The sequence below is a fragment of the Ruegeria sp. HKCCA6837 genome (assembly GCF_013034475.1).
In the GTDB taxonomy this organism is placed as follows: Bacteria; Pseudomonadota; Alphaproteobacteria; order Rhodobacterales; family Rhodobacteraceae; genus Ruegeria.
Genome location: NZ_WQGD01000014.1, coordinates 84,990 through 101,070, shown reverse-complemented (window position 1 = coordinate 101,070; position 16,081 = coordinate 84,990). Strand labels below are relative to the sequence as shown.

The 16,081-nt window shown below is 56.3% G+C and carries 18 protein-coding genes and 1 tRNA gene; 7 read left to right on the top strand and 12 right to left on the bottom strand.

Annotation, left to right across the window (positions count from 1 at the left end; translation table 11 throughout):
• Window positions 1-340: 340 nt before the first annotated feature.
• Window positions 341-2,206: a molecular chaperone HtpG gene (gene htpG, locus GOV91_RS17595; protein ID WP_171236450.1), complete on the bottom strand. Its 1,866-nt coding sequence runs from the start codon at window positions 2,204-2,206 to the stop codon at window positions 341-343.
• A gap of 338 nt (window positions 2,207-2,544) precedes the next feature.
• Window positions 2,545-3,219, bottom strand: coding sequence for an SOS response-associated peptidase (locus tag GOV91_RS17590; protein ID WP_171236449.1), 675 nt, complete (start codon window positions 3,217-3,219; stop codon window positions 2,545-2,547).
• A 388-nt stretch (window positions 3,220-3,607) separates the two neighbouring features.
• Here GOV91_RS17590 and GOV91_RS17585 point away from each other — a divergent pair, with 388 nt between their 5' ends.
• The gene (locus GOV91_RS17585; RefSeq protein ID WP_217352041.1) at window positions 3,608-3,889 is read left to right on the top strand and encodes a hypothetical protein; all 282 of its coding nucleotides are present in this window, start codon (window positions 3,608-3,610) and stop codon (window positions 3,887-3,889) included.
• 318 nt (window positions 3,890-4,207) lie between these two features.
• Here GOV91_RS17585 and GOV91_RS17580 read toward each other — a convergent pair.
• Both GOV91_RS17580 and GOV91_RS17575 read right to left on the bottom strand, forming a co-directional pair.
• Window positions 4,208-4,284, bottom strand: a tRNA-His gene (locus GOV91_RS17580).
• Window positions 4,285-4,331: 47 nt separating this feature from the next.
• Window positions 4,332-4,814, bottom strand: a complete 483-nt coding sequence (locus GOV91_RS17575) for a GNAT family N-acetyltransferase (protein ID WP_171236447.1) — start codon at window positions 4,812-4,814, stop codon at window positions 4,332-4,334.
• A gap of 77 nt (window positions 4,815-4,891) precedes the next feature.
• On the opposite strand from GOV91_RS17575, the gene GOV91_RS17570 reads away from it, so the two are divergent.
• Complete coding sequence (locus GOV91_RS17570; RefSeq protein WP_171089264.1) at window positions 4,892-5,080, top strand: DUF6324 family protein; 189 nt, start codon at window positions 4,892-4,894, stop codon at window positions 5,078-5,080.
• A gap of 2 nt (window positions 5,081-5,082) precedes the next feature.
• On the opposite strand, the gene GOV91_RS17565 is transcribed toward GOV91_RS17570, so the two are convergent.
• Window positions 5,083-5,514 (bottom strand): MmcB family DNA repair protein, encoded by a 432-nt coding sequence (locus GOV91_RS17565; RefSeq protein ID WP_171174837.1) that lies wholly within the window; start codon window positions 5,512-5,514, stop codon window positions 5,083-5,085.
• Between the two features lie 114 nt (window positions 5,515-5,628).
• Between GOV91_RS17565 and GOV91_RS17560 the strand changes: the two genes are divergently transcribed.
• On the top strand, window positions 5,629-5,949 hold the full coding sequence (locus GOV91_RS17560) for a helix-turn-helix transcriptional regulator (protein ID WP_171174839.1): 321 nt from the start codon (window positions 5,629-5,631) through the stop codon (window positions 5,947-5,949).
• Complete coding sequence (locus GOV91_RS17555) at window positions 5,946-6,371, top strand: SRPBCC domain-containing protein (protein ID WP_171236446.1); 426 nt, start codon at window positions 5,946-5,948, stop codon at window positions 6,369-6,371. The genes GOV91_RS17560 and GOV91_RS17555 overlap by 4 nt, the downstream gene beginning before the upstream one ends.
• A 214-nt stretch (window positions 6,372-6,585) precedes the next feature.
• Here GOV91_RS17555 and GOV91_RS17550 read toward each other — a convergent pair whose 3' ends face one another.
• The 5 genes from GOV91_RS17550 to GOV91_RS17530 all read right to left on the bottom strand — a co-directional run bounded on the left by GOV91_RS17550 (window position 6,586) and on the right by GOV91_RS17530 (window position 9,792).
• Window positions 6,586-6,891 (bottom strand): hypothetical protein, encoded by a 306-nt coding sequence (locus GOV91_RS17550; RefSeq protein WP_171089256.1) that lies wholly within the window; start codon window positions 6,889-6,891, stop codon window positions 6,586-6,588.
• Window positions 6,892-6,950: 59 nt separating this feature from the next.
• On the bottom strand, window positions 6,951-7,433 hold the full coding sequence (gene nusB, locus GOV91_RS17545) for a transcription antitermination factor NusB (protein WP_171089254.1): 483 nt from the start codon (window positions 7,431-7,433) through the stop codon (window positions 6,951-6,953).
• Window positions 7,430-7,981 carry a 6,7-dimethyl-8-ribityllumazine synthase gene (locus GOV91_RS17540; RefSeq protein ID WP_171236445.1) on the bottom strand — a complete coding sequence of 184 codons (552 nt, stop codon included), beginning with the start codon at window positions 7,979-7,981 and terminating at the stop codon, window positions 7,430-7,432. Before GOV91_RS17540 ends, nusB begins: the two co-directional genes overlap by 4 nt.
• 2 nt (window positions 7,982-7,983) lie before the next feature.
• The gene (gene ribB, locus GOV91_RS17535) at window positions 7,984-9,105 is read right to left on the bottom strand and encodes a 3,4-dihydroxy-2-butanone-4-phosphate synthase (RefSeq protein WP_171236444.1); all 1,122 of its coding nucleotides are present in this window, start codon (window positions 9,103-9,105) and stop codon (window positions 7,984-7,986) included.
• A gap of 99 nt (window positions 9,106-9,204) precedes the next feature.
• Window positions 9,205-9,792 (bottom strand): riboflavin synthase, encoded by a 588-nt coding sequence (locus GOV91_RS17530; RefSeq protein WP_171236443.1) that lies wholly within the window; start codon window positions 9,790-9,792, stop codon window positions 9,205-9,207.
• 138 nt (window positions 9,793-9,930) lie between these two features.
• On the opposite strand from GOV91_RS17530, the gene GOV91_RS17525 reads away from it, so the two are divergent.
• From GOV91_RS17525 to GOV91_RS17515, 3 genes are read left to right on the top strand one after another with little or no spacing between them, the layout of a single operon-like run.
• Complete coding sequence (locus GOV91_RS17525; RefSeq protein ID WP_171236442.1) at window positions 9,931-11,256, top strand: capsule biosynthesis protein; 1,326 nt, start codon at window positions 9,931-9,933, stop codon at window positions 11,254-11,256.
• 53 nt (window positions 11,257-11,309) lie between these two features.
• The gene (locus tag GOV91_RS17520; RefSeq protein ID WP_371732338.1) at window positions 11,310-12,443 is read left to right on the top strand and encodes a polysaccharide biosynthesis/export family protein; all 1,134 of its coding nucleotides are present in this window, start codon (window positions 11,310-11,312) and stop codon (window positions 12,441-12,443) included.
• 3 nt (window positions 12,444-12,446) lie between these two features.
• Complete coding sequence (locus GOV91_RS17515; RefSeq protein WP_171236441.1) at window positions 12,447-14,447, top strand: capsular polysaccharide biosynthesis protein; 2,001 nt, start codon at window positions 12,447-12,449, stop codon at window positions 14,445-14,447.
• A gap of 2 nt (window positions 14,448-14,449) precedes the next feature.
• Here the strand turns inward: GOV91_RS17515 and ribD are convergent, their stop codons facing one another.
• Both ribD and nrdR read right to left on the bottom strand, forming a co-directional pair.
• A complete protein-coding gene (gene ribD, locus GOV91_RS17510) occupies window positions 14,450-15,550 on the bottom strand; it encodes a bifunctional diaminohydroxyphosphoribosylaminopyrimidine deaminase/5-amino-6-(5-phosphoribosylamino)uracil reductase RibD (protein WP_171236440.1) in 1,101 nt (366 codons plus the stop codon).
• Window positions 15,547-16,017, bottom strand: a complete 471-nt coding sequence (gene nrdR / locus GOV91_RS17505) for a transcriptional regulator NrdR (RefSeq protein WP_050602693.1) — start codon at window positions 16,015-16,017, stop codon at window positions 15,547-15,549. The genes ribD and nrdR overlap by 4 nt, the downstream gene beginning before the upstream one ends.
• Between the last annotated feature and the right edge of the window lie 64 nt (window positions 16,018-16,081).

The window sequence follows — 16,081 nt, the reverse complement described above, 5'->3', positions numbered from 1 at the left end:
CGGGCTCTTGAATGTATTTATGCCTCGGGATTTCATGCTAGCACACTTGGTTGAGACGTCTGCTTTGGGTTCGATGCGACTATCTGACTATTTTTATCAGGTGACCGAGAAGTCGCGCTTAGCAGACCTTCACGCCGAGATTTTCGAAACTCAGGTCACGACTGGCTGCTTCATCCAAGAGCGGACGTTCGCGAAAATTCGGGCAACGACCGAGTTGCGGACAATCCCGCCGTTCACACGCCAGGATCCGAGGCTTACTTTGACCGAGTTGAAAACGCGGTTATGCTAACCATTTTTTTGCAGCTTGCGCATCGGAGCTGAGAATTTCCCGGCGTCTCCGCTAACTAGCGAAAGCGCGTGTCATGACTGCTCCCAGTCGCTTTGCGAACTCGGATGGGTCGCTTGGGGTTTCGCCTTCGACGATTCGCGCCTGATCCAGCAGGAGGTGAGCTGCGTCCCTCAGAAGGCCATCGTCGCCAGCAGCCTCTGCCTTCGCCCGTTCTGCCAAGGTGGTGATAATCGGGTGGTTTGGGTTTAGCTCGAGTACCCGGGGCATACCATGCTCCAGTTGACCATGACGTTTGAGCAGGCGTTCCAGATTGACATCCATGTCACCTTCATCAGCGATCAGGCAGACCGGGCTGTCTGTCAGGCGATTCGACGGGCGCACGTCTTTGACTGTCTCGCCCAGTTCCACTTTGATCGCGGCGATCAAGTCAGCGAGATCCGCGTCCTCAGTCTTATCTTCGTCTGGATTTGCCTCTTCGGTTTTGACATTATCCAGGTCTGCTGCGCCACGAGTGATTGACTGGAGCGGTTTGCCATCGAACTCGGTAATGTGCTGCAGCCAAAACTCGTCTACGTGGTCGGACAGAAGCAGTACCTCGACGCCCTTAGCCTTGAAGCCCTCCAAATGGGGAGATTGCGCGAGCTTGGCGGCGTCCTCTCCCGCGATGTAGAAAATTGCTTCCTGCCCTTCTTTCATTCGCGATACGTAGTCAACGAAGCTAGTGAGAGCATCCTCCCCCGTGGAGGTGAAGCGACAGACCTCAAGAATGCGGTCGCGCAAGCTAGGATCTTCAACCAGACCCTCTTTCAACACTGCGCCAAAATTACCCCAAAACTTCGCGTAGTCTTCCGGCGCCTTGGTAGCCTTTTTCTTCAACTCACTGAGGACTTTCTTTGTGACCTGGGACTTAATCTTGGCTAGCTTCGGGTCGGTTTGAAGCATCTCGCGGGAGACGTTTAGAGAGAGGTCTTGGCTATCTACGATACCGCGCAAGAAACGGAGGTATGCTGGGACAAGGTCCTTTGTCGTCTCAGATATGAAGACGCGGTTTACATAAAGCTTCACGTGGCTTTTGCGCTCGGCGTCGAAAAGATCAAAAGGTTGGGTGGAGGGCACAAAAAGCAAGCTGGTGTGATTGAGCGTCCCCTCCACCTTATTGTGGATCACATGCCAGGGGGCGTCATAGGCATGTGAGCTGTGGCGATAGAATTCGGTATACTGCTCTTCTGAAATGTCTTTAGCCGGACGGGTCCAGAGCGCTTCCGCAGCGTTGAGCGTTTCCTCCCCCAGCTTCACAGGAAAACTGATATGCTCGGAATATGTCTTGATAATATGTCTAATGCGGGCTTCTTCTGCGAATTCCTTGGCGTCTTTTTTGAGGTGCAAGGTGACCGTGGTTCCGTTGGTGTCGCGCTGCGCCGCCTCGATCGTGAATGACCCTTTGCCGTCGGACGACCAGAGCCAGGCCTCATCCTCGCCGGCCCTACGGGTCAGCACTTCAACTTTGGCGGCGACCATGAAGGCCGAGTAGAAACCAACACCAAACTGACCGATTAGACCTGGGGCATCTTTTTCTTCAGCCTTTAGCGCCTCGATGAAAGCACCAGTGCCGGACTTGGCTATGGTTCCTAGAGTTTCCAACAAGTCAGCATGGTTCATGCCAATCCCGTTGTCAGAGATAGACAACGTCTTGGCTTTTGTGTCGAACTCAAGCGTTATTGCGAAATCCTGTGATGGCGCCAGCTTCGCATCCGTCAGGGCTGCATAGCGCAGCTTGTCACAAGCATCAGAGGCGTTAGAGACGAGCTCCCGTAGAAACACTTCGCGGTTGGAATAAAGCGAGCCCGCAACAATTTCCAAAAGTTGACCGACTTCTGTCTGAAAGGAAAACGTTTCTTTCTCGATGGTTCCTGCCATTTTAACCTCCTCATTCTACACGCGGCGCTGATGTAGGTGACCCGCGCGTTGGTTTCAACGCAACAGACGCAAAGAAAACCCGGCTCTCCAGTTAAGGTGGAGCAAAAGAGCGACACAAGTAGCCTAAGTGTTATGTGCTCAGCTTGGTATTCTGAATTGCTGCTTCGCAGTACTTAAAGGCAACGGATGTCACATTTCGGCGCAGCGTCACCATTTATCGCGTTATTCGGATTTCCGCTTTGGGCTCGATGCAGACATCTGACAAAAATCGTCGGATGTCCGAGTTGAGATCGTAAGCGGACATACATTGATCGGAACTCTCTCAAACACCGTGCCGTTCAAAGACTAGTGTCAGACTTTTCTCCTTCGCCCGATCTGACGATATCCATCTCATCTGAGGCATAGGGCTTTAGCAGTTCAAAGGCCTCCGCAGCGCTGCCATCCAACCAGGCCTCATAATCACTAGGACGGAGTATGACTGGCATTCTCTGCGGATGTATCGGACGCACAATGTCATTCGCTGAGGTGGTTATTACTGTGTACGCAGGAACCTCTTCTGGGCCCTCTTTGCCTTCGTATCGCGATACTTGCCACATCCCGGCAAACGCAAACGGCGGGCGAGCCCCAGAGCCCTTGAGCGAGAACCAGTGGTATGTCGCAGGATTGTGCCCTTGCGTCTCGCAAAACGAGCTTGCAGGTACGAGACAACGGCGCTCTTCGAAACTGTTCTTCCACAGCCCGCTCTTCAGGACCTTGTCGTCACGCGCATTGTTCCAGGCATGAGGTTGCAAGATGGCGCCAGTCTTTTTTGATTTCTTGGTTGTTCGAAACCCCCAGGACAGAGACACGAGTTCACGCGCCCCGTCTTTGTCTTTCCTGACGATGGGTGCCATGTGCTTTGGGTAGATTGCTGGAAGCGGTTCCGCGTTTCCGAGCCTGTCTTTTTCTACAGCGACGTCGAATAGCTGCCGCATCGCATCTGCCGGGGTCGTATTCGAATAGAGGTTACACATCAGTCTGTCTCACTTACCTCAGCCTCTCGGATAAATAGGTGGCGAACAACAGTTCAGCCCACGATGGCGGAAGCCACGGCTTCGCTAATCCTGAATGCATTTGTACAGTATCCCTAGGACATTTGAGAGAGAGACATAAATGCGGGCACCTGTACGACCTTGCCTGGTGCGTCTATCGAATGCGCAAATGATCGCAATTTGGCATCCATTATGCTATATAAAATAGACACTTATCACTTGGCGCCTTCACTTTCTGAGAACAGAGGAGTCCACTGTGCCAACACCTCTCTTTAAGCCTGGTCATTCCGGTAATCCGGGTGGGCGACCCAAGCTGGACCCCGAGACAAGAAAGTTGATCCAGTCGAACGGCGAGATCGCTGTGAAACGCATGAACGATCTGTTGTCGATGGACGAACTCTTCAATCGCCGAGATGAGAATGGTGAATTTGTATCAGGAAAACTTTCGGGGAAAGAACAAATTGCCTTGCTGGCCTTAGCTCAGGACCGAGCATTCGGACGCGCTGATGGCGTTAGCATCACGCACACCCACAGCGGAACTGTAGGCATGAGCGTCAATCCAACACAGCGGCTCAAAGACATCAGCGACCGCCTTCCAGAGAGATTGGCTCAACAGAAGGTGATTGAGGCAAAACTGGATGACGACGAATAGTCTCCAACCATCACGTAGCTACTGCTAGGTGTAGAGGTTTGGGTTTGTATGCACAGGTCAATCGCTCGCGCGCGATAACGTAGGATTGACCAACCAATCTTGTGCGTTCGGTACCTTCTGGTGGCATAGTGATCGTCGGCGCTTGACACATCGCATCAGGAGAGTTTGGTAACCATTGGTCTATAGCGCCACAAGAAGTGCGGCTAGAAATCCAATCATTTCGTGTAGCGTAGTTGCCTTAGAGTTGCCTTTAGGTGAACGTCCCTACGATAATCAAGTGGCCTAACCACGTAAGATAATGAAATTAAAATATAAAATTGGTACCGCCTCCCTGGCTTGAACAGGGGACCTCTGGATCCACAATCCAGCGCTCTAACCAACTGAGCTAAGGCGGCACTCGTGAGGGGCGATTTACCGAACGCGCCGGGGGAATGCAAGAGGATTAAAGCCGAAATTTCCAGCTTTGTTCGACAAGATCGACCCCAAAGGAATGCACCGGTTTGCTGTCTGTCAGTTCCCACCCAAACGCCTTGTAAAGCGCACATGCCGCCCTGTGGCTTTCGTGGGTCCACAGAACCATTTCCTGATATCCTGCGTTCCTTGCAAAGCCTGTGCAGGCTTTCAGCAGCCGCTTGCCCACCCCATGACCGCGTGCCTCGGGGACAAGCAGAAACAAGCGCAGTTTTGCCGTGTGCTGATCCAGACCTACACAAAAAATGCTGCCCAGCCGTTGCCGGCCCTGCTCGGCAATCCACCCCTTTTCGCGGGTGGGATCGTGGGATGCGATGAACTCGTCAAGGATACGTGCCACCAAAGGCGCGAAACTGTCGTCAAACCCTTCATCACGCGCATAGAGCCTACCGTGCTGTTCGACCAGCCAGGCGGCGTCGTCAGGTTGAAAGGTTCTGAGTGTAACATCATCCATGATTTATCTGACCGCAAAGGTGACTTGATTCTCAACCCCGTGCGCGCTAGCAGGAATGCTCAGTCTCGGAGGCACAGATGGGCATCAATACCGAACGCGACATTCAGGCGAATCTGCAAATCGGCCCAACCGATCAGGGTATGGTGCGCCTGTTCATCGAAGCTGACGGTGTGGAAATTCCGATGGATTTCGACCCGGAAGAAGCCGAAGAAATTGCCGATGAAATCCGCGCGGCTGTCCAAGCCGCTCTGGCCGTCAAAGGCTGACGCTAAAGCCGCGGATCGCGCAACGCGTGCAGACGACGTGCCGCATCTGTTGCAAACTTCTGGATCATCTTCTTCCGCCGTGCCGGGGCCAATTTGTCCTCAGGAGACATGCGCACAATTTCTGCGTCATACGCGTCGGCGATGATCAAACCGGTTTCCGCGGGCAAAAGATCGACCGGAAAATCAGTGTCGACAGCCCAGAAAAACCGATCACACCACTCCAAATAGCCCTGCCATTTCGAATCTGACTGATAATCCGCCCGGCTGGATTTGCATTCGATCACCCAAAGCTCACCCTTGGGGCCTAACCCCATCACATCGACGCGCAAGCCGCGTGCCGGGACAAATTCCTCAACAGATACAAAACCATGCGTCGCAAGGTGTCGCGCGACACCCCGCGCCAGTTTCTGTCCAGGTTGCAAATCCAAAACCATGTCTCAAATGTGAACAATTAGTGAACAAAAGTAAAGCGTCCCTTCAGACTTGACATGATACCTTTTGGTACTGCATTAATATGATACCAAATGGTATCTCATTTGAGGGTGCTTATGGAAAACCAAACTCAAAACGCGTTTCGTGCGCTGGCTGATCCAACCCGCAGGGACATCGTGCAACTGCTTGCAGTTCAGGACATGACAATCGGGCAATTGACCGACCGGTTCGACATGACCCGAGCTGCGGTCAAGAAACACCTGACTGTTCTTTCTGACGGTGGCTTGATCTCGGTCGAAGTGCGCGGTCGGGAACGCATTAATCGACTTGAACCACTGGGGATGGCCCCTGTTCTAGATTGGCTCAGCTATTTTGACCAGTTCTGGGACGACCGCCTCAACTCTCTCAAGGAAGCTGTTGAAAGGAAATCAAAATGACCGATTCTGTATTGAAGAAATCAATTTTCCTCAGGGCCGAACCGGAAACCGTATGGGCTTATCTTACGGACCCTGACCATTTGGCAGAATGGTTTCACAAACCGGAACGGCCGTTGGTCGAAGGTCAAAAGCTTGAGATGTTTGGCACCACAAGTGGAGATTTGCTGATCTGGGGCGAAGTTCGCGTCGCTAAGCCTCCCAAATATCTTGAATACACGTTCACAGTGAAACCTATGGGCGATGCTGTAAGCACCGTGAAATGGACGTTGGAGCCTGTGGCCGGTGGTACGCGTCTTGATCTGCTGCACGAAGGCTTGCCGCAGGGTGCCGACGCCTTCGGACTGATCCTGGCCTTGGACAAAGGGTGGGACGAACACTTTGGCAAGATGCGCGTGGCATTGCACGAAACTGTTGATGCCTGACCCCTTGTGCGAACCCGCCAGACACCCTAGTTAAACGCGTGGCGGGTTCTGCCCTTCTTGTGACAGGTAGCATTCTGGTGGCCTTAAGCAATTCCGAGGGGGCTGGCTCTGTTCAGGTCCTGGCCTGATTACCTGGCGCCCACCTGTACATACAGGTCCTCGGGAATCACACCGCACGGTTGACTGGTGGTCCCGCCGCAATTTTCCTTGAATTTCAGCGCTCTGCGCGGGCTTCCTGCTTGGCGAGTGCAGGCTTGAAGCTGTGCACGACAGGCGATCCACGCCGTGGACCACCGGGCTTTTCTGCCATGCTCATGATCTTGTAGGCAAATTGCACCCCGGCAAAGACGATGCCATTCATGAACCAGATCATGACCAGCGCGATCAGGCCGATTTCCGAGCCGGTGATCAGGTGGCGCAGGTTCGCCACGTTCAGCGCCAATAGTACGCCGACAAACACCGCCGAGATGACAAAACCCCAAGCGACTTGCGTGATATACAGACGGATCAGTTTCGGCATCGCATCTCTCCTTGCGCTGATATCAGAAGTCTAGCGCTTAGAGGGCGACGGTAAAGGCGTCAGAACGCCTCGGGCTGAGCCTCACGTGCCATGTGATCCAGAACGGCGTTGACGAATTTAGGCTCTTTGCCTTCGGGGAAGAAAGCGCGCGCAACGTCGACGAATTCAGTGATGACCACCTTGGGCGGCGTATCGCTTTGGGTCAGCTCTGCCCCAGCTGCGCGGAACAAGGCACGCAATGTCGGGTCAATGCGCGCAATCGGCCATTTGGCAACCAGAGCGCGGTCGGTCATCTGATCGATCGGCGCCTGATAGTTCACCGCGTTGTCGACCAGCGATCGGAAGACGCTGATATCGCCATCCAGCATTTCTTCACCCTCATAGACGGCGCCAAAACGGTGATCCAGAAACTCATTCACGACGGCTTCCGTCGTCTGACCCGACTGCTCCATCTGGAACAACGCCTGCACAGCATAAAGCCGGGCGGCGGATTTCATCAGGCGTTTCTGGTTGGCCGGTTTCGGCGCGTCTGTCTGGGTCATGCTGTCGTGGGTCCGTTGTTGTCGCCCGCCACAAGGATGGACTCGGACGGCGGCTTGAAGCCAACGCCCTTTTTGGAAGAGCCCCACTTACGGCTGAGTGCGATCAGATGCAAGGCCGCAGCGGCCGCCCCGCCACCTTTATTTATCTTTTCGGGGTTGGCCCGGACTTCGGCCTGTTCATCATTCTCGACCGTCAGAATACCGTTGCCGATACACAGGCCCTGCAGACCCATCAGCTGGATGGCGCGGCTCGAGTCGTTGCAGACGGTCTCATAATGCGTGGTCTCACCACGAATGACGCAGCCCAGGGCGACATAGCCGTCGAAATTGCACTGACGGTCGGCCATGGCGATGGCGGTGGGGATCTCCAGCGCGCCCGGAACTTCAACAACCTCGCAGGTGCCGCCTGCGGCATCGATCTCGGCCTTGGCACCGGCGATCAGATTGTCGGCAATCGCGCGATAGAACGGGGCCGCCACGATCAACAGCTTCACCGGCTTGTCGAAACTGGGCGTCGGCAGGATACCATGCTTGTCTTGTTCAGCCATGATCAGTCTTCCTTCAAAATCGAGCGGGTGCCCACGATGGACAAACCAAAGGCGTCGAGCCCCAGATACACGGTTTCAGGCGAGTCGGTCAGCAGCACCAGTTCCTGAATGCCCATTTTGGACAGGATCTGCGCGCCCAGCCCGGTCTGCTTGATGGTTCGCGGGCCATCATCGTCAATAGCGTAAAGTGAGTTGCGTGGTTGCCGGAACAGGCAGACGACACCGCGCCCCTCTTCGGCGATCTTTTCCATCGCACGCGGCAATTCGCGCGAAGATTTCGGCCCGAGACCCAGGATATCCGGCGCTTCGTGCAGCGCGTGCGTGCGGGTCAAAACCGGCTCGGGCGTCGAGATGTCGCCTTTTATCATGACAACATGTTCGATGCCGTGGGTCTGATCGGTGAATATCCGCATTTCCCATTCGCCGCCATATTCTGACGTGACGGTCTGACGCGAGGTTTCAACCACCAGATTGTCATTGCGCGAGCGATAGCTGATCAGATCACTGATCGTGCCGATTTTCATGTCGTGCTCTTGAGCGAATTCAACCAGATCAGGCAGACGCGCCATGGTGCCGTCGGGCTTCATGATCTCGCAGATCACGCCGGACGGGTTCAACCCTGCCAGACGCGAGATATCAACGGCCGCCTCTGTATGGCCCGCACGCACCAGCACCCCACCCCGCTTGGCCCGCAATGGGAAGATATGGCCGGGCGTCGCGATGTGCGCCATTGTGTTCTGCGCATTGATCGCGGTAGCCACGGTCAGCGCACGATCAGCAGCGGAAATTCCAGTGCTGACACCTTCGCGGGCTTCAATTGAAACCGTGAATGCGGTCTCGTGCCGGGACGAGTTGTTCACGGCCATCATCGGCAGTCCTAACGCATCCACGCGTTCCGCCGTCATCGGCAAACAGATCAGACCGCGCCCATGGGTGGCCATGAAGTTGATCGCCTCGGCATCGGCGAATTCAGCGGCAATCACCAGATCACCTTCGTTTTCGCGATCCTCGTGATCAACCAGTATATACATCCGGCCCGCGCGCGCTTCTTCGATGATGTCTTCGATCGGGCTGATCGCATCGCGCAGCTGGGCCTCAACTGGACCGGGGGTTTCAAAGCTCATGGGGCAGCCTTTCAGATGGCATGTTTGCACGGCGGAATAGACCACTCAGGTCCCAAAGGCCAGCCTGCAAACGGCGCAGATCGGGCGCGACGCGACGTATCAGGACATCTCGGCCAAACGCGCGACGTAACGGGCCAGCGTATCGATCTCAAGGTTGACACGATCGCCAACATGAACGTCGCCCCAGGTGGTCACCTCTTTGGTGTGCGGAATGAAGTTGATACCAAAATCGCAGTCACTCACATCGTTGACCGTCAGAGAGGTTCCGTTCAGCGCCACCGATCCTTTTGGGGCGATAAACCGCGCCAAGTCTTTGGGCGCGCGCAGAGTCACACGGGTGCTGTCGCCTTCGTCTTCGACGGCAACCACCTCGGCCACGCCATCCACGTGACCGGACACGATATGGCCACCCAATTCGTCGCCAACCTTCAACGCACGTTCAAGATTGACGCGTTTGCCAACAGTCCACGTATCCAGGTTGGTTTTCGACACAGTTTCAGCGCTGATCTGAACATCATACCAATCATCCCCCAGTGCGATCACTGTCAGACAAACGCCATCACTGGCAATTGAAGCCCCGATATCAATACCGGACGTATCATAGGCTGTTTTGATACGGGCGCGCAGGTCTCCCTTCTGCTCCAGTTCGGTGACGGTGCCCATGTCGGTAACGATCCCTGTAAACATTCCGTTAACCCTCAGTCTCTACGCTGTCCTAGTCTCACCGCCGAGGTAAGCCTATCAAGCCGCGCGGGCAAGCCCTGCCTTGCTGCGCCTTGCCCAAACGGGCATAGTTTCGACAATAAAACCAAACGAGCAGTCCAAATGCAGCATACGCCCATAGATCCAAAAGATCGCGTATTCCTGTTTCTTCAGGGACCACATGGGCCGTTTTTTTCGGCATTGGGAAAAATGCTGCGTGCCACTGGGGCTCAGGTCTGGCGCGTTGGGTTCAACGCAGGCGATAAGGCGTTCTGGTCCGACAAGGCAAGCTATGTTCCGTTCCTCTGCGCAGCCGAGACCTGGCCTGAAACGCTTGCCGGGATCATCACGGATAAGGGCGTCACGGACATTGTGCTCTACGGGGATACACGGCCAGTGCATGCGCTAGCGGTTCATGTTGCCAGGGCGCACGGGGCAATCGTTCATGTGTTTGAGGAAGGCTACCTGCGCCCCTGGTGGGTAACTTACGAGCGGAACGGGTCAAACGGGAACTCGCACCTCATGTCGCTGGGCGTAAAGCAGATGCGGCTGGCTTTGGAAGACGCGGACAACAAAACACCCCCGCCACCATCACATTGGGGGGACATGCGGCAGCACATTTTCTACGGTGCCCTGTACCATTGGTTCGTCATGTTCGTGAACGGAAGATACCGAAACTTCCGGCGACATCGGGAATTGCCTGTGTCAACTGAGTTCAGGCTTTACTTCAAGCGACTGATTTTGATGCCTTTTCATAGACTTCGCCGCAGTATTGCGACAGCCCGTGTCAGGTGGCGTGGTTATCCGTACCACCTGGTCCTGCTGCAATTGGGGCATGACAGCTCGGTCCGGGCACATTCCAACTATTCTGGCATGTGCGAATTTCTGGATCAGGTGATCGAGGGCTTTGCGCAGGGCGCGCCTGCACATCACAGGCTGGTCATCAAGGAGCATCCTTTGGAAAACCACCGCGAACCATTGCGCCGCCACGCGATGGCATGCGCCAGAAAGCACGGTATCCAAGAAAGGGTTCACTATGTCCCCGGCGGAAAACTCGCCAAACTTCTGGATGACGCGAATTCAGCCGTGACCGTGAACTCAACAGCCGGGCAGCAGGTTCTTTGGCGTGGTATTCCACTGCGGATTTTCGGACGGTCCGTTTACGACAAACCCGAATTCGTGTCTCAGCAGCCTATTGCTGCCTTTTTTGCAGCGCCTGAACATCCCGACAGCGAGGCATATCGGTGTTATCGACAGTTCCTTCTGGAAACCAGTCAGGTGCCAGGCGGTTTCTATTCCCGTCGTGGTCGACGGCAGGTTCTGCGGCGTGCTGTAGACATGATGCTGAGTGCGAATGATCCATATCAGGTGATCCTCAACAAGAACGCGGCGCGGACGCCACAGTTGAAAATCGTTGAAGGACAAGGGCGTGCTGTGACTGGAAGTTGAGCGTCTGACCGGATAGGCTGCGCACAAGTACAAAAAGACTGAGGACACCGGCAGTGAAGATCTCTCCTATGCGTTGGATGCGGGGGGTTTCCCTTGTGGCCGCAATCGGCCTGATGGCCGCGTGCCAGCTTCCGAAATCCGGACCGAACAAAACCGAAATCCTGGCAGGTGCTGTGCAGAACGGTGGCAACGCGTTTGTTGTAGAGGTCGATGATCGAGTGACACGTGCCACATCCTCGATCCCACAATTCGGCTTTTCCCCTTCGTTCAGCAGTGCCCAGACCTTGACCGCTGATACGGTTCGCCCCGGTGATGTGCTGAGCCTGACCATTTGGGAAAACGTTGATGACGGCCTTTTGACCACCGAAACTGGCGCGGCAACGGCGCTGGAAGAGGTGCAGGTTGATAGCGAAGGCTTCATCTTTGTTCCCTATGCAGGTCGCTTACGGGCTGCCGGAAACACGCCGGAACAATTGCGCGTTCTGATCACAAACAAACTGCAGGAACAGACGCCGGATCCACAGGTTGAAGTGCGGCGCGCGGCAGGCGACGGGTCCACTGTATCGCTGACCGGCACAGTAAACGCTCCGGGCATATACGCGATCCAACGGCCGACCCGCTCTTTGTTGGGCATGTTGTCTCAGGCGGGGGGCGTCTCGGTGGCGTCTGACATTGCATTGGTGACACTGATCCGTGGCGGACAAAGGGGCACTGTCTGGTACGAAGACCTGTATCGGAATCCCAAGCTTGATGTGGCCCTTCGCGGTGGCGATCGCATCCTGGTGGAAGAAGACAGCCGGTCCTATATCGCGCTTGGCGCTACAGGCGGCCAGTCCCGCGTGGCGTTTGAAAGCCAGGACCTTTCTGCCCTTGAGGCCCTTGCCCAAGTAGGTGGATTGCTGACGCTATCCTCGGATCCGACGGGTATCTTCATCCTGCGCAAAGAACGCGAGAGCGTCGCCCGCAGCATCACAGGCCGTGCCGATCTGAAAGGCGACCAGCGCATGATTTATCTGCTGAACCTGACAGCACCCAACGGCCTGTTCATCGCGCGGGATTTCGTGATCCGCGACGACGACACAATCTACGTGACTGAAGCGCCATACGCACAGTGGAGCAAATCCATCTCGCTTATCGCGGGTGGCCTCACACCGATTGCCAACGTTGCCACGCTCACTGGTAACTGATGCATGATCCCCGACGCGGACAGCGCAGCCGGGGACAGCCGTACCCGGCTGTTTGTCTATAATGCTGGCTTTTTGACGCAAAAGCGCCTGAAGCGGATCTTGTCCCTTGCTGGCTTTGACGTTCGTTTGGGCATTCCCAAAAGCGGTGATTGCGTAGGGGTTTGGGGCGACAGCCCAACTGCACATCGCGGCCTAACGGTCGCCAAAAAACACGACGCGCCGGTTGTACGGATCGAAGATGCATTCCTCAGATCGTTGCACCCAGGACGCGAGGGAGAGCCCCCCCTGGGCTTATTCATAGATCGCTCGGGGCTGCATTTCGACGCGTCAGCCCCATCGGACCTTGAAAAGACTCTGATCAATGAGCCGTTGGACGACACCGCCCTGCTGAATCGCGCGCGCGCTGCAATCGAACGGATCAAAGAACTGCATCTCAGCAAATATTCCGCCTTTGATCTGGCCTTGACCCCTCCGGACCCCGGATATGTTCTGGTCGTCGATCAAACGGTGGGCGACGCCGCGGTCACTGCCAGCGGCGCGGATCGGGCGCGGTTCCTTGAAATGCTGTTTGTCGCACAAGAGGAAAACCCCGGTGCGCGTATCCTGATCAAAACACACCCGGAAACACAGGCGGGTTATCGCCAAGGGCATTTCACGGATCAGGAGCTTTCAGACAGCGTTTCGATGTTCAGCGACCCGATCAGCCCCTGGCCCCTGCTGGAAGGTGCTGTTGCCGTTTATACAGTGTCTTCACAATTGGGGTTCGAAGCTATCCTGGCCGGTCATAAACCGCGTGTTTTCGGCCAACCTTTCTATGCCGGTTGGGGCCTGACGCAGGACGAAAATCCTATAGCGCGCCGCCAACGCAACCTGACCCGCGCGCAGCTTTTCGCTGCAGCTATGCTGCTGTACCCCACATGGTACGATCCTTTTCGGGATAAACTATGCGAACTTGAAACAGTACTGGACACGCTCGAAGCGCAAACCCGCGCGTGGCGGCAGGACCGGAACGGATGGACCGCCTCTGGTATGCGGCTGTGGAAACGCAAGCATCTGCAGCAGATTTTCGGGCAGAACGGAAAGCTGCGATTTACAGCGGCACAGCCCGAAACTGCAGAGCGCCCACATATGGTCTGGGCCAACCAGGCACGCGACACCGATGGTGCGGTGCGGGTCGAAGACGGGTTTCTCAGGTCGCGTGGTTTGGGGGCAGAGCTTGCGCCGCCCCTCTCGTTGGTGACGGATGAAATCGGTATTTACTACGATCCGACAAAACCCAGCCAGATAGAAGACCTGATCAGTCGACGTGAAACTCTGCGCCCAGATCAGGAATTGCGGGCCGAGCGCCTGATACAGCGGTTGTTGGCAGAGGGATTGAGCAAATACAATATGGGCCAGCCCGCCTCCGCCCTGCCCGAAGGGCATCGTATTTTAGTGCCGGGACAGGTTGAGGATGATGCCTCGGTCCTGCTGGGCACCAGCACGGTGCGCAGCAATTTGGATCTGCTGAAAGCTGCCCGCAACGCCAATCCAAACGCAATCCTGATCTACAAGCCGCACCCCGATGTTGAAGCCGGGCTGCGCGAAGGCAGGATCGACGCCGCGACGTTGGCCGACATAGTCGTCGCTGACACAGATCCCGCCTCGCTTTTGCCCCATGTCCAAGAAGTCTGGACAATGACATCGCTTCTGGGGTTCGAGGCTTTGTTGCGCGGGGTAAAGGTTACAACCCTCGGCGCACCGTTCTATGCCGGTTGGGGCCTGACCACCGATCTAGGGGCGGTTCCAGTTCGGCGCGGTGCGAGACCGTCGTTGACGGGGTTGGTACATGCAACCCTGATCGACTATCCCCGCTACTTCGATCCCGTCACAGGCCAGCCCTGTCCGGTGGAAGTGGCGGTAGAGCGTCTTGCCCAAGGGAATTCTGTGCCCACTGGGCCGGTAAATCGAGTGCTGTCGAAAGTTCAGGGCGCGTTTGCGACCCACGCGCATTTGTGGCGTTAATCCTACAGCGAGGGTTTGCGCCAGCAGTGCAGGATATCCCCGCCCACAACCTGCGTTTCAATCAGCTCGAACCTTGGTGCTTCGTCCAGTGTCTTAAGTTCCAGAGATCCAACGGCCGAAAGCCCGTCGGCTCCGATGGTCACCCCAGCGGTGAAGCCCACCAGTTCGTCCACCAGATCCTCGGCCAAAAGCGAAGCCGCAAGAGCCGCCCCGCCTTCGCAGAATACGCTTGTCAGGCCGGCCTGCCCCAATTGCTGAAGCAGATCCAGTGCGTCAATATGATGATCTTTCAAGGCGCACGGGATAAGTTTTGCGCCAAGACCTTCCCAAGCGCGTGCACGCTCTGGATCAGGATGATGGGCATGACAGAGCCATACCGGTGTTTTCGCTGCAGTGCGTGCCAACTGCCCCATCAAAGAGATGTCCATGTGACGCGACACCACCACGCGCACCGGCTGATGCGCGACACCCAGGTCCCGCACTGTCAGCGAGGGATCATCGGCACGCGCCGTCCCTGCCCCTACCATCACCGCATCGTGGCGGGCGCGCATCGCGTGCACGACACGCCGCGCCTTAGGTCCGGTGATCCATTGACTGTGTCCGGTTGAGGTAGCGATCCGACCATCAAAACTGCTGGCCAGTTTGAGGGTCACAAACGGCCGTCCCTGTTCGGTCTTTAAGAAAAAACCTTCCAGATCCTGCTCCGCCTGTTCTGCCAGAACGCCCGTTTCGACCTCGATTCCAGCCGCGCGCAACATGGCAAAGCCCTGCCCTGCGACCCTCGGGTCGCTGTCTTCCACGGCGGCCACAACGCGGGCGACGCCGGCTGCTATCAAAGCTTCGGCGCAGGGCGGCGTTTTGCCGTGATGCGCGCAGGGTTCTAGTGTTACATAGACGGTAGCGCCACGCGCGGCCTGTCCGGCTTGGGCCAACGCCTCGGTCTCGGCATGCGGACGCCCCCCCGGTTGGGTCCAACCGCGCCCGATGATCCGGCCATCGCGCACGATGACACAGCCCACAGCTGGGTTCGGCCAGCATGTCCCTTGGCCGCGCCGCCCCAATGACAGGGCCAGCGCCATAAATCGCTTATCTGTTTCGTTCACTCGTCCGTCGGAGGCTGCGGCGGGCGCAGTTCGTGGACAAACTCCTCGAAATCATCGGCCGCCTGGAAATTCTTATACACACTCGCAAAACGAACATAGGCGACGGTATCGATCCGCGCCAGAGCTTCCATGACGATCTCACCGATCTTGTTGGACGGAATATCCGTGTCGCCCATGCTTTCCAGCCGACGCACGATGCCCGAGATCATCTGATCGATCCGTTCCGGATCAACAGGCCGTTTCTGCATCGAGATGCGGATCGAACGCTCCAGCTTGTCGCGGTCGAAATCCTCGCGCTTGCCGTTGGTTTTAATGACCACCAGATCTCGCAGTTGCACACGCTCGTACGTTGTGAACCGCCCTCCACAGGCCGGGCAAAACCGGCGTCGGCGGATAGCCACGTGGTCCTCTGCCGGGCGTGAGTCTTTTACCTGAGTGTCGATATTTCCGCAAAACGGGCAGCGCATCCGCCGTCTCCTCGTCCCTTGTTCGGCCTCTTTTTGTAAGCGCTGCGGCTTACTTATCCACAAC

Excerpts from the sequence above, each read along its gene's own strand:
- ribB (WP_171236444.1), bottom strand. The coding sequence starts at position 9,105 with ATGAGCTTTGAAACCCCCGGTCCAGTTGAGGCCCAGCTGCGCGATGCG.
- GOV91_RS17575 (WP_171236447.1), bottom strand. The coding sequence starts at position 4,814 with ATGGATGATGTTACACTCAGAACCTTTCAACCTGACGACGCCGCCTGG.
- htpG (WP_171236450.1), bottom strand. The coding sequence starts at position 2,206 with ATGGCAGGAACCATCGAGAAAGAAACGTTTTCCTTTCAGACAGAAGTC.
- nrdR (WP_050602693.1), bottom strand. The coding sequence starts at position 16,017 with ATGCGCTGCCCGTTTTGCGGAAATATCGACACTCAGGTAAAAGACTCA.
- GOV91_RS17550 (WP_171089256.1), bottom strand. The coding sequence starts at position 6,891 with ATGCCGAAACTGATCCGTCTGTATATCACGCAAGTCGCTTGGGGTTTT.
- GOV91_RS17555 (WP_171236446.1), top strand. The coding sequence starts at position 5,946 with ATGACCGATTCTGTATTGAAGAAATCAATTTTCCTCAGGGCCGAACCG.
- GOV91_RS17540 (WP_171236445.1), bottom strand. The coding sequence starts at position 7,981 with ATGGCTGAACAAGACAAGCATGGTATCCTGCCGACGCCCAGTTTCGAC.
- nusB (WP_171089254.1), bottom strand. The coding sequence starts at position 7,433 with ATGACCCAGACAGACGCGCCGAAACCGGCCAACCAGAAACGCCTGATG.
- GOV91_RS17560 (WP_171174839.1), top strand. The coding sequence starts at position 5,629 with ATGGAAAACCAAACTCAAAACGCGTTTCGTGCGCTGGCTGATCCAACC.
- GOV91_RS17570 (WP_171089264.1), top strand. The coding sequence starts at position 4,892 with ATGGGCATCAATACCGAACGCGACATTCAGGCGAATCTGCAAATCGGC.
- GOV91_RS17590 (WP_171236449.1), bottom strand. The coding sequence starts at position 3,219 with ATGTGTAACCTCTATTCGAATACGACCCCGGCAGATGCGATGCGGCAG.
- GOV91_RS17530 (WP_171236443.1), bottom strand. The coding sequence starts at position 9,792 with ATGTTTACAGGGATCGTTACCGACATGGGCACCGTCACCGAACTGGAG.
- GOV91_RS17525 (WP_171236442.1), top strand. The coding sequence starts at position 9,931 with ATGCAGCATACGCCCATAGATCCAAAAGATCGCGTATTCCTGTTTCTT.
- GOV91_RS17515 (WP_171236441.1), top strand. The coding sequence starts at position 12,447 with ATGATCCCCGACGCGGACAGCGCAGCCGGGGACAGCCGTACCCGGCTG.
- GOV91_RS17565 (WP_171174837.1), bottom strand. The coding sequence starts at position 5,514 with ATGGTTTTGGATTTGCAACCTGGACAGAAACTGGCGCGGGGTGTCGCG.
- GOV91_RS17585 (WP_217352041.1), top strand. The coding sequence starts at position 3,608 with ATGAACGATCTGTTGTCGATGGACGAACTCTTCAATCGCCGAGATGAG.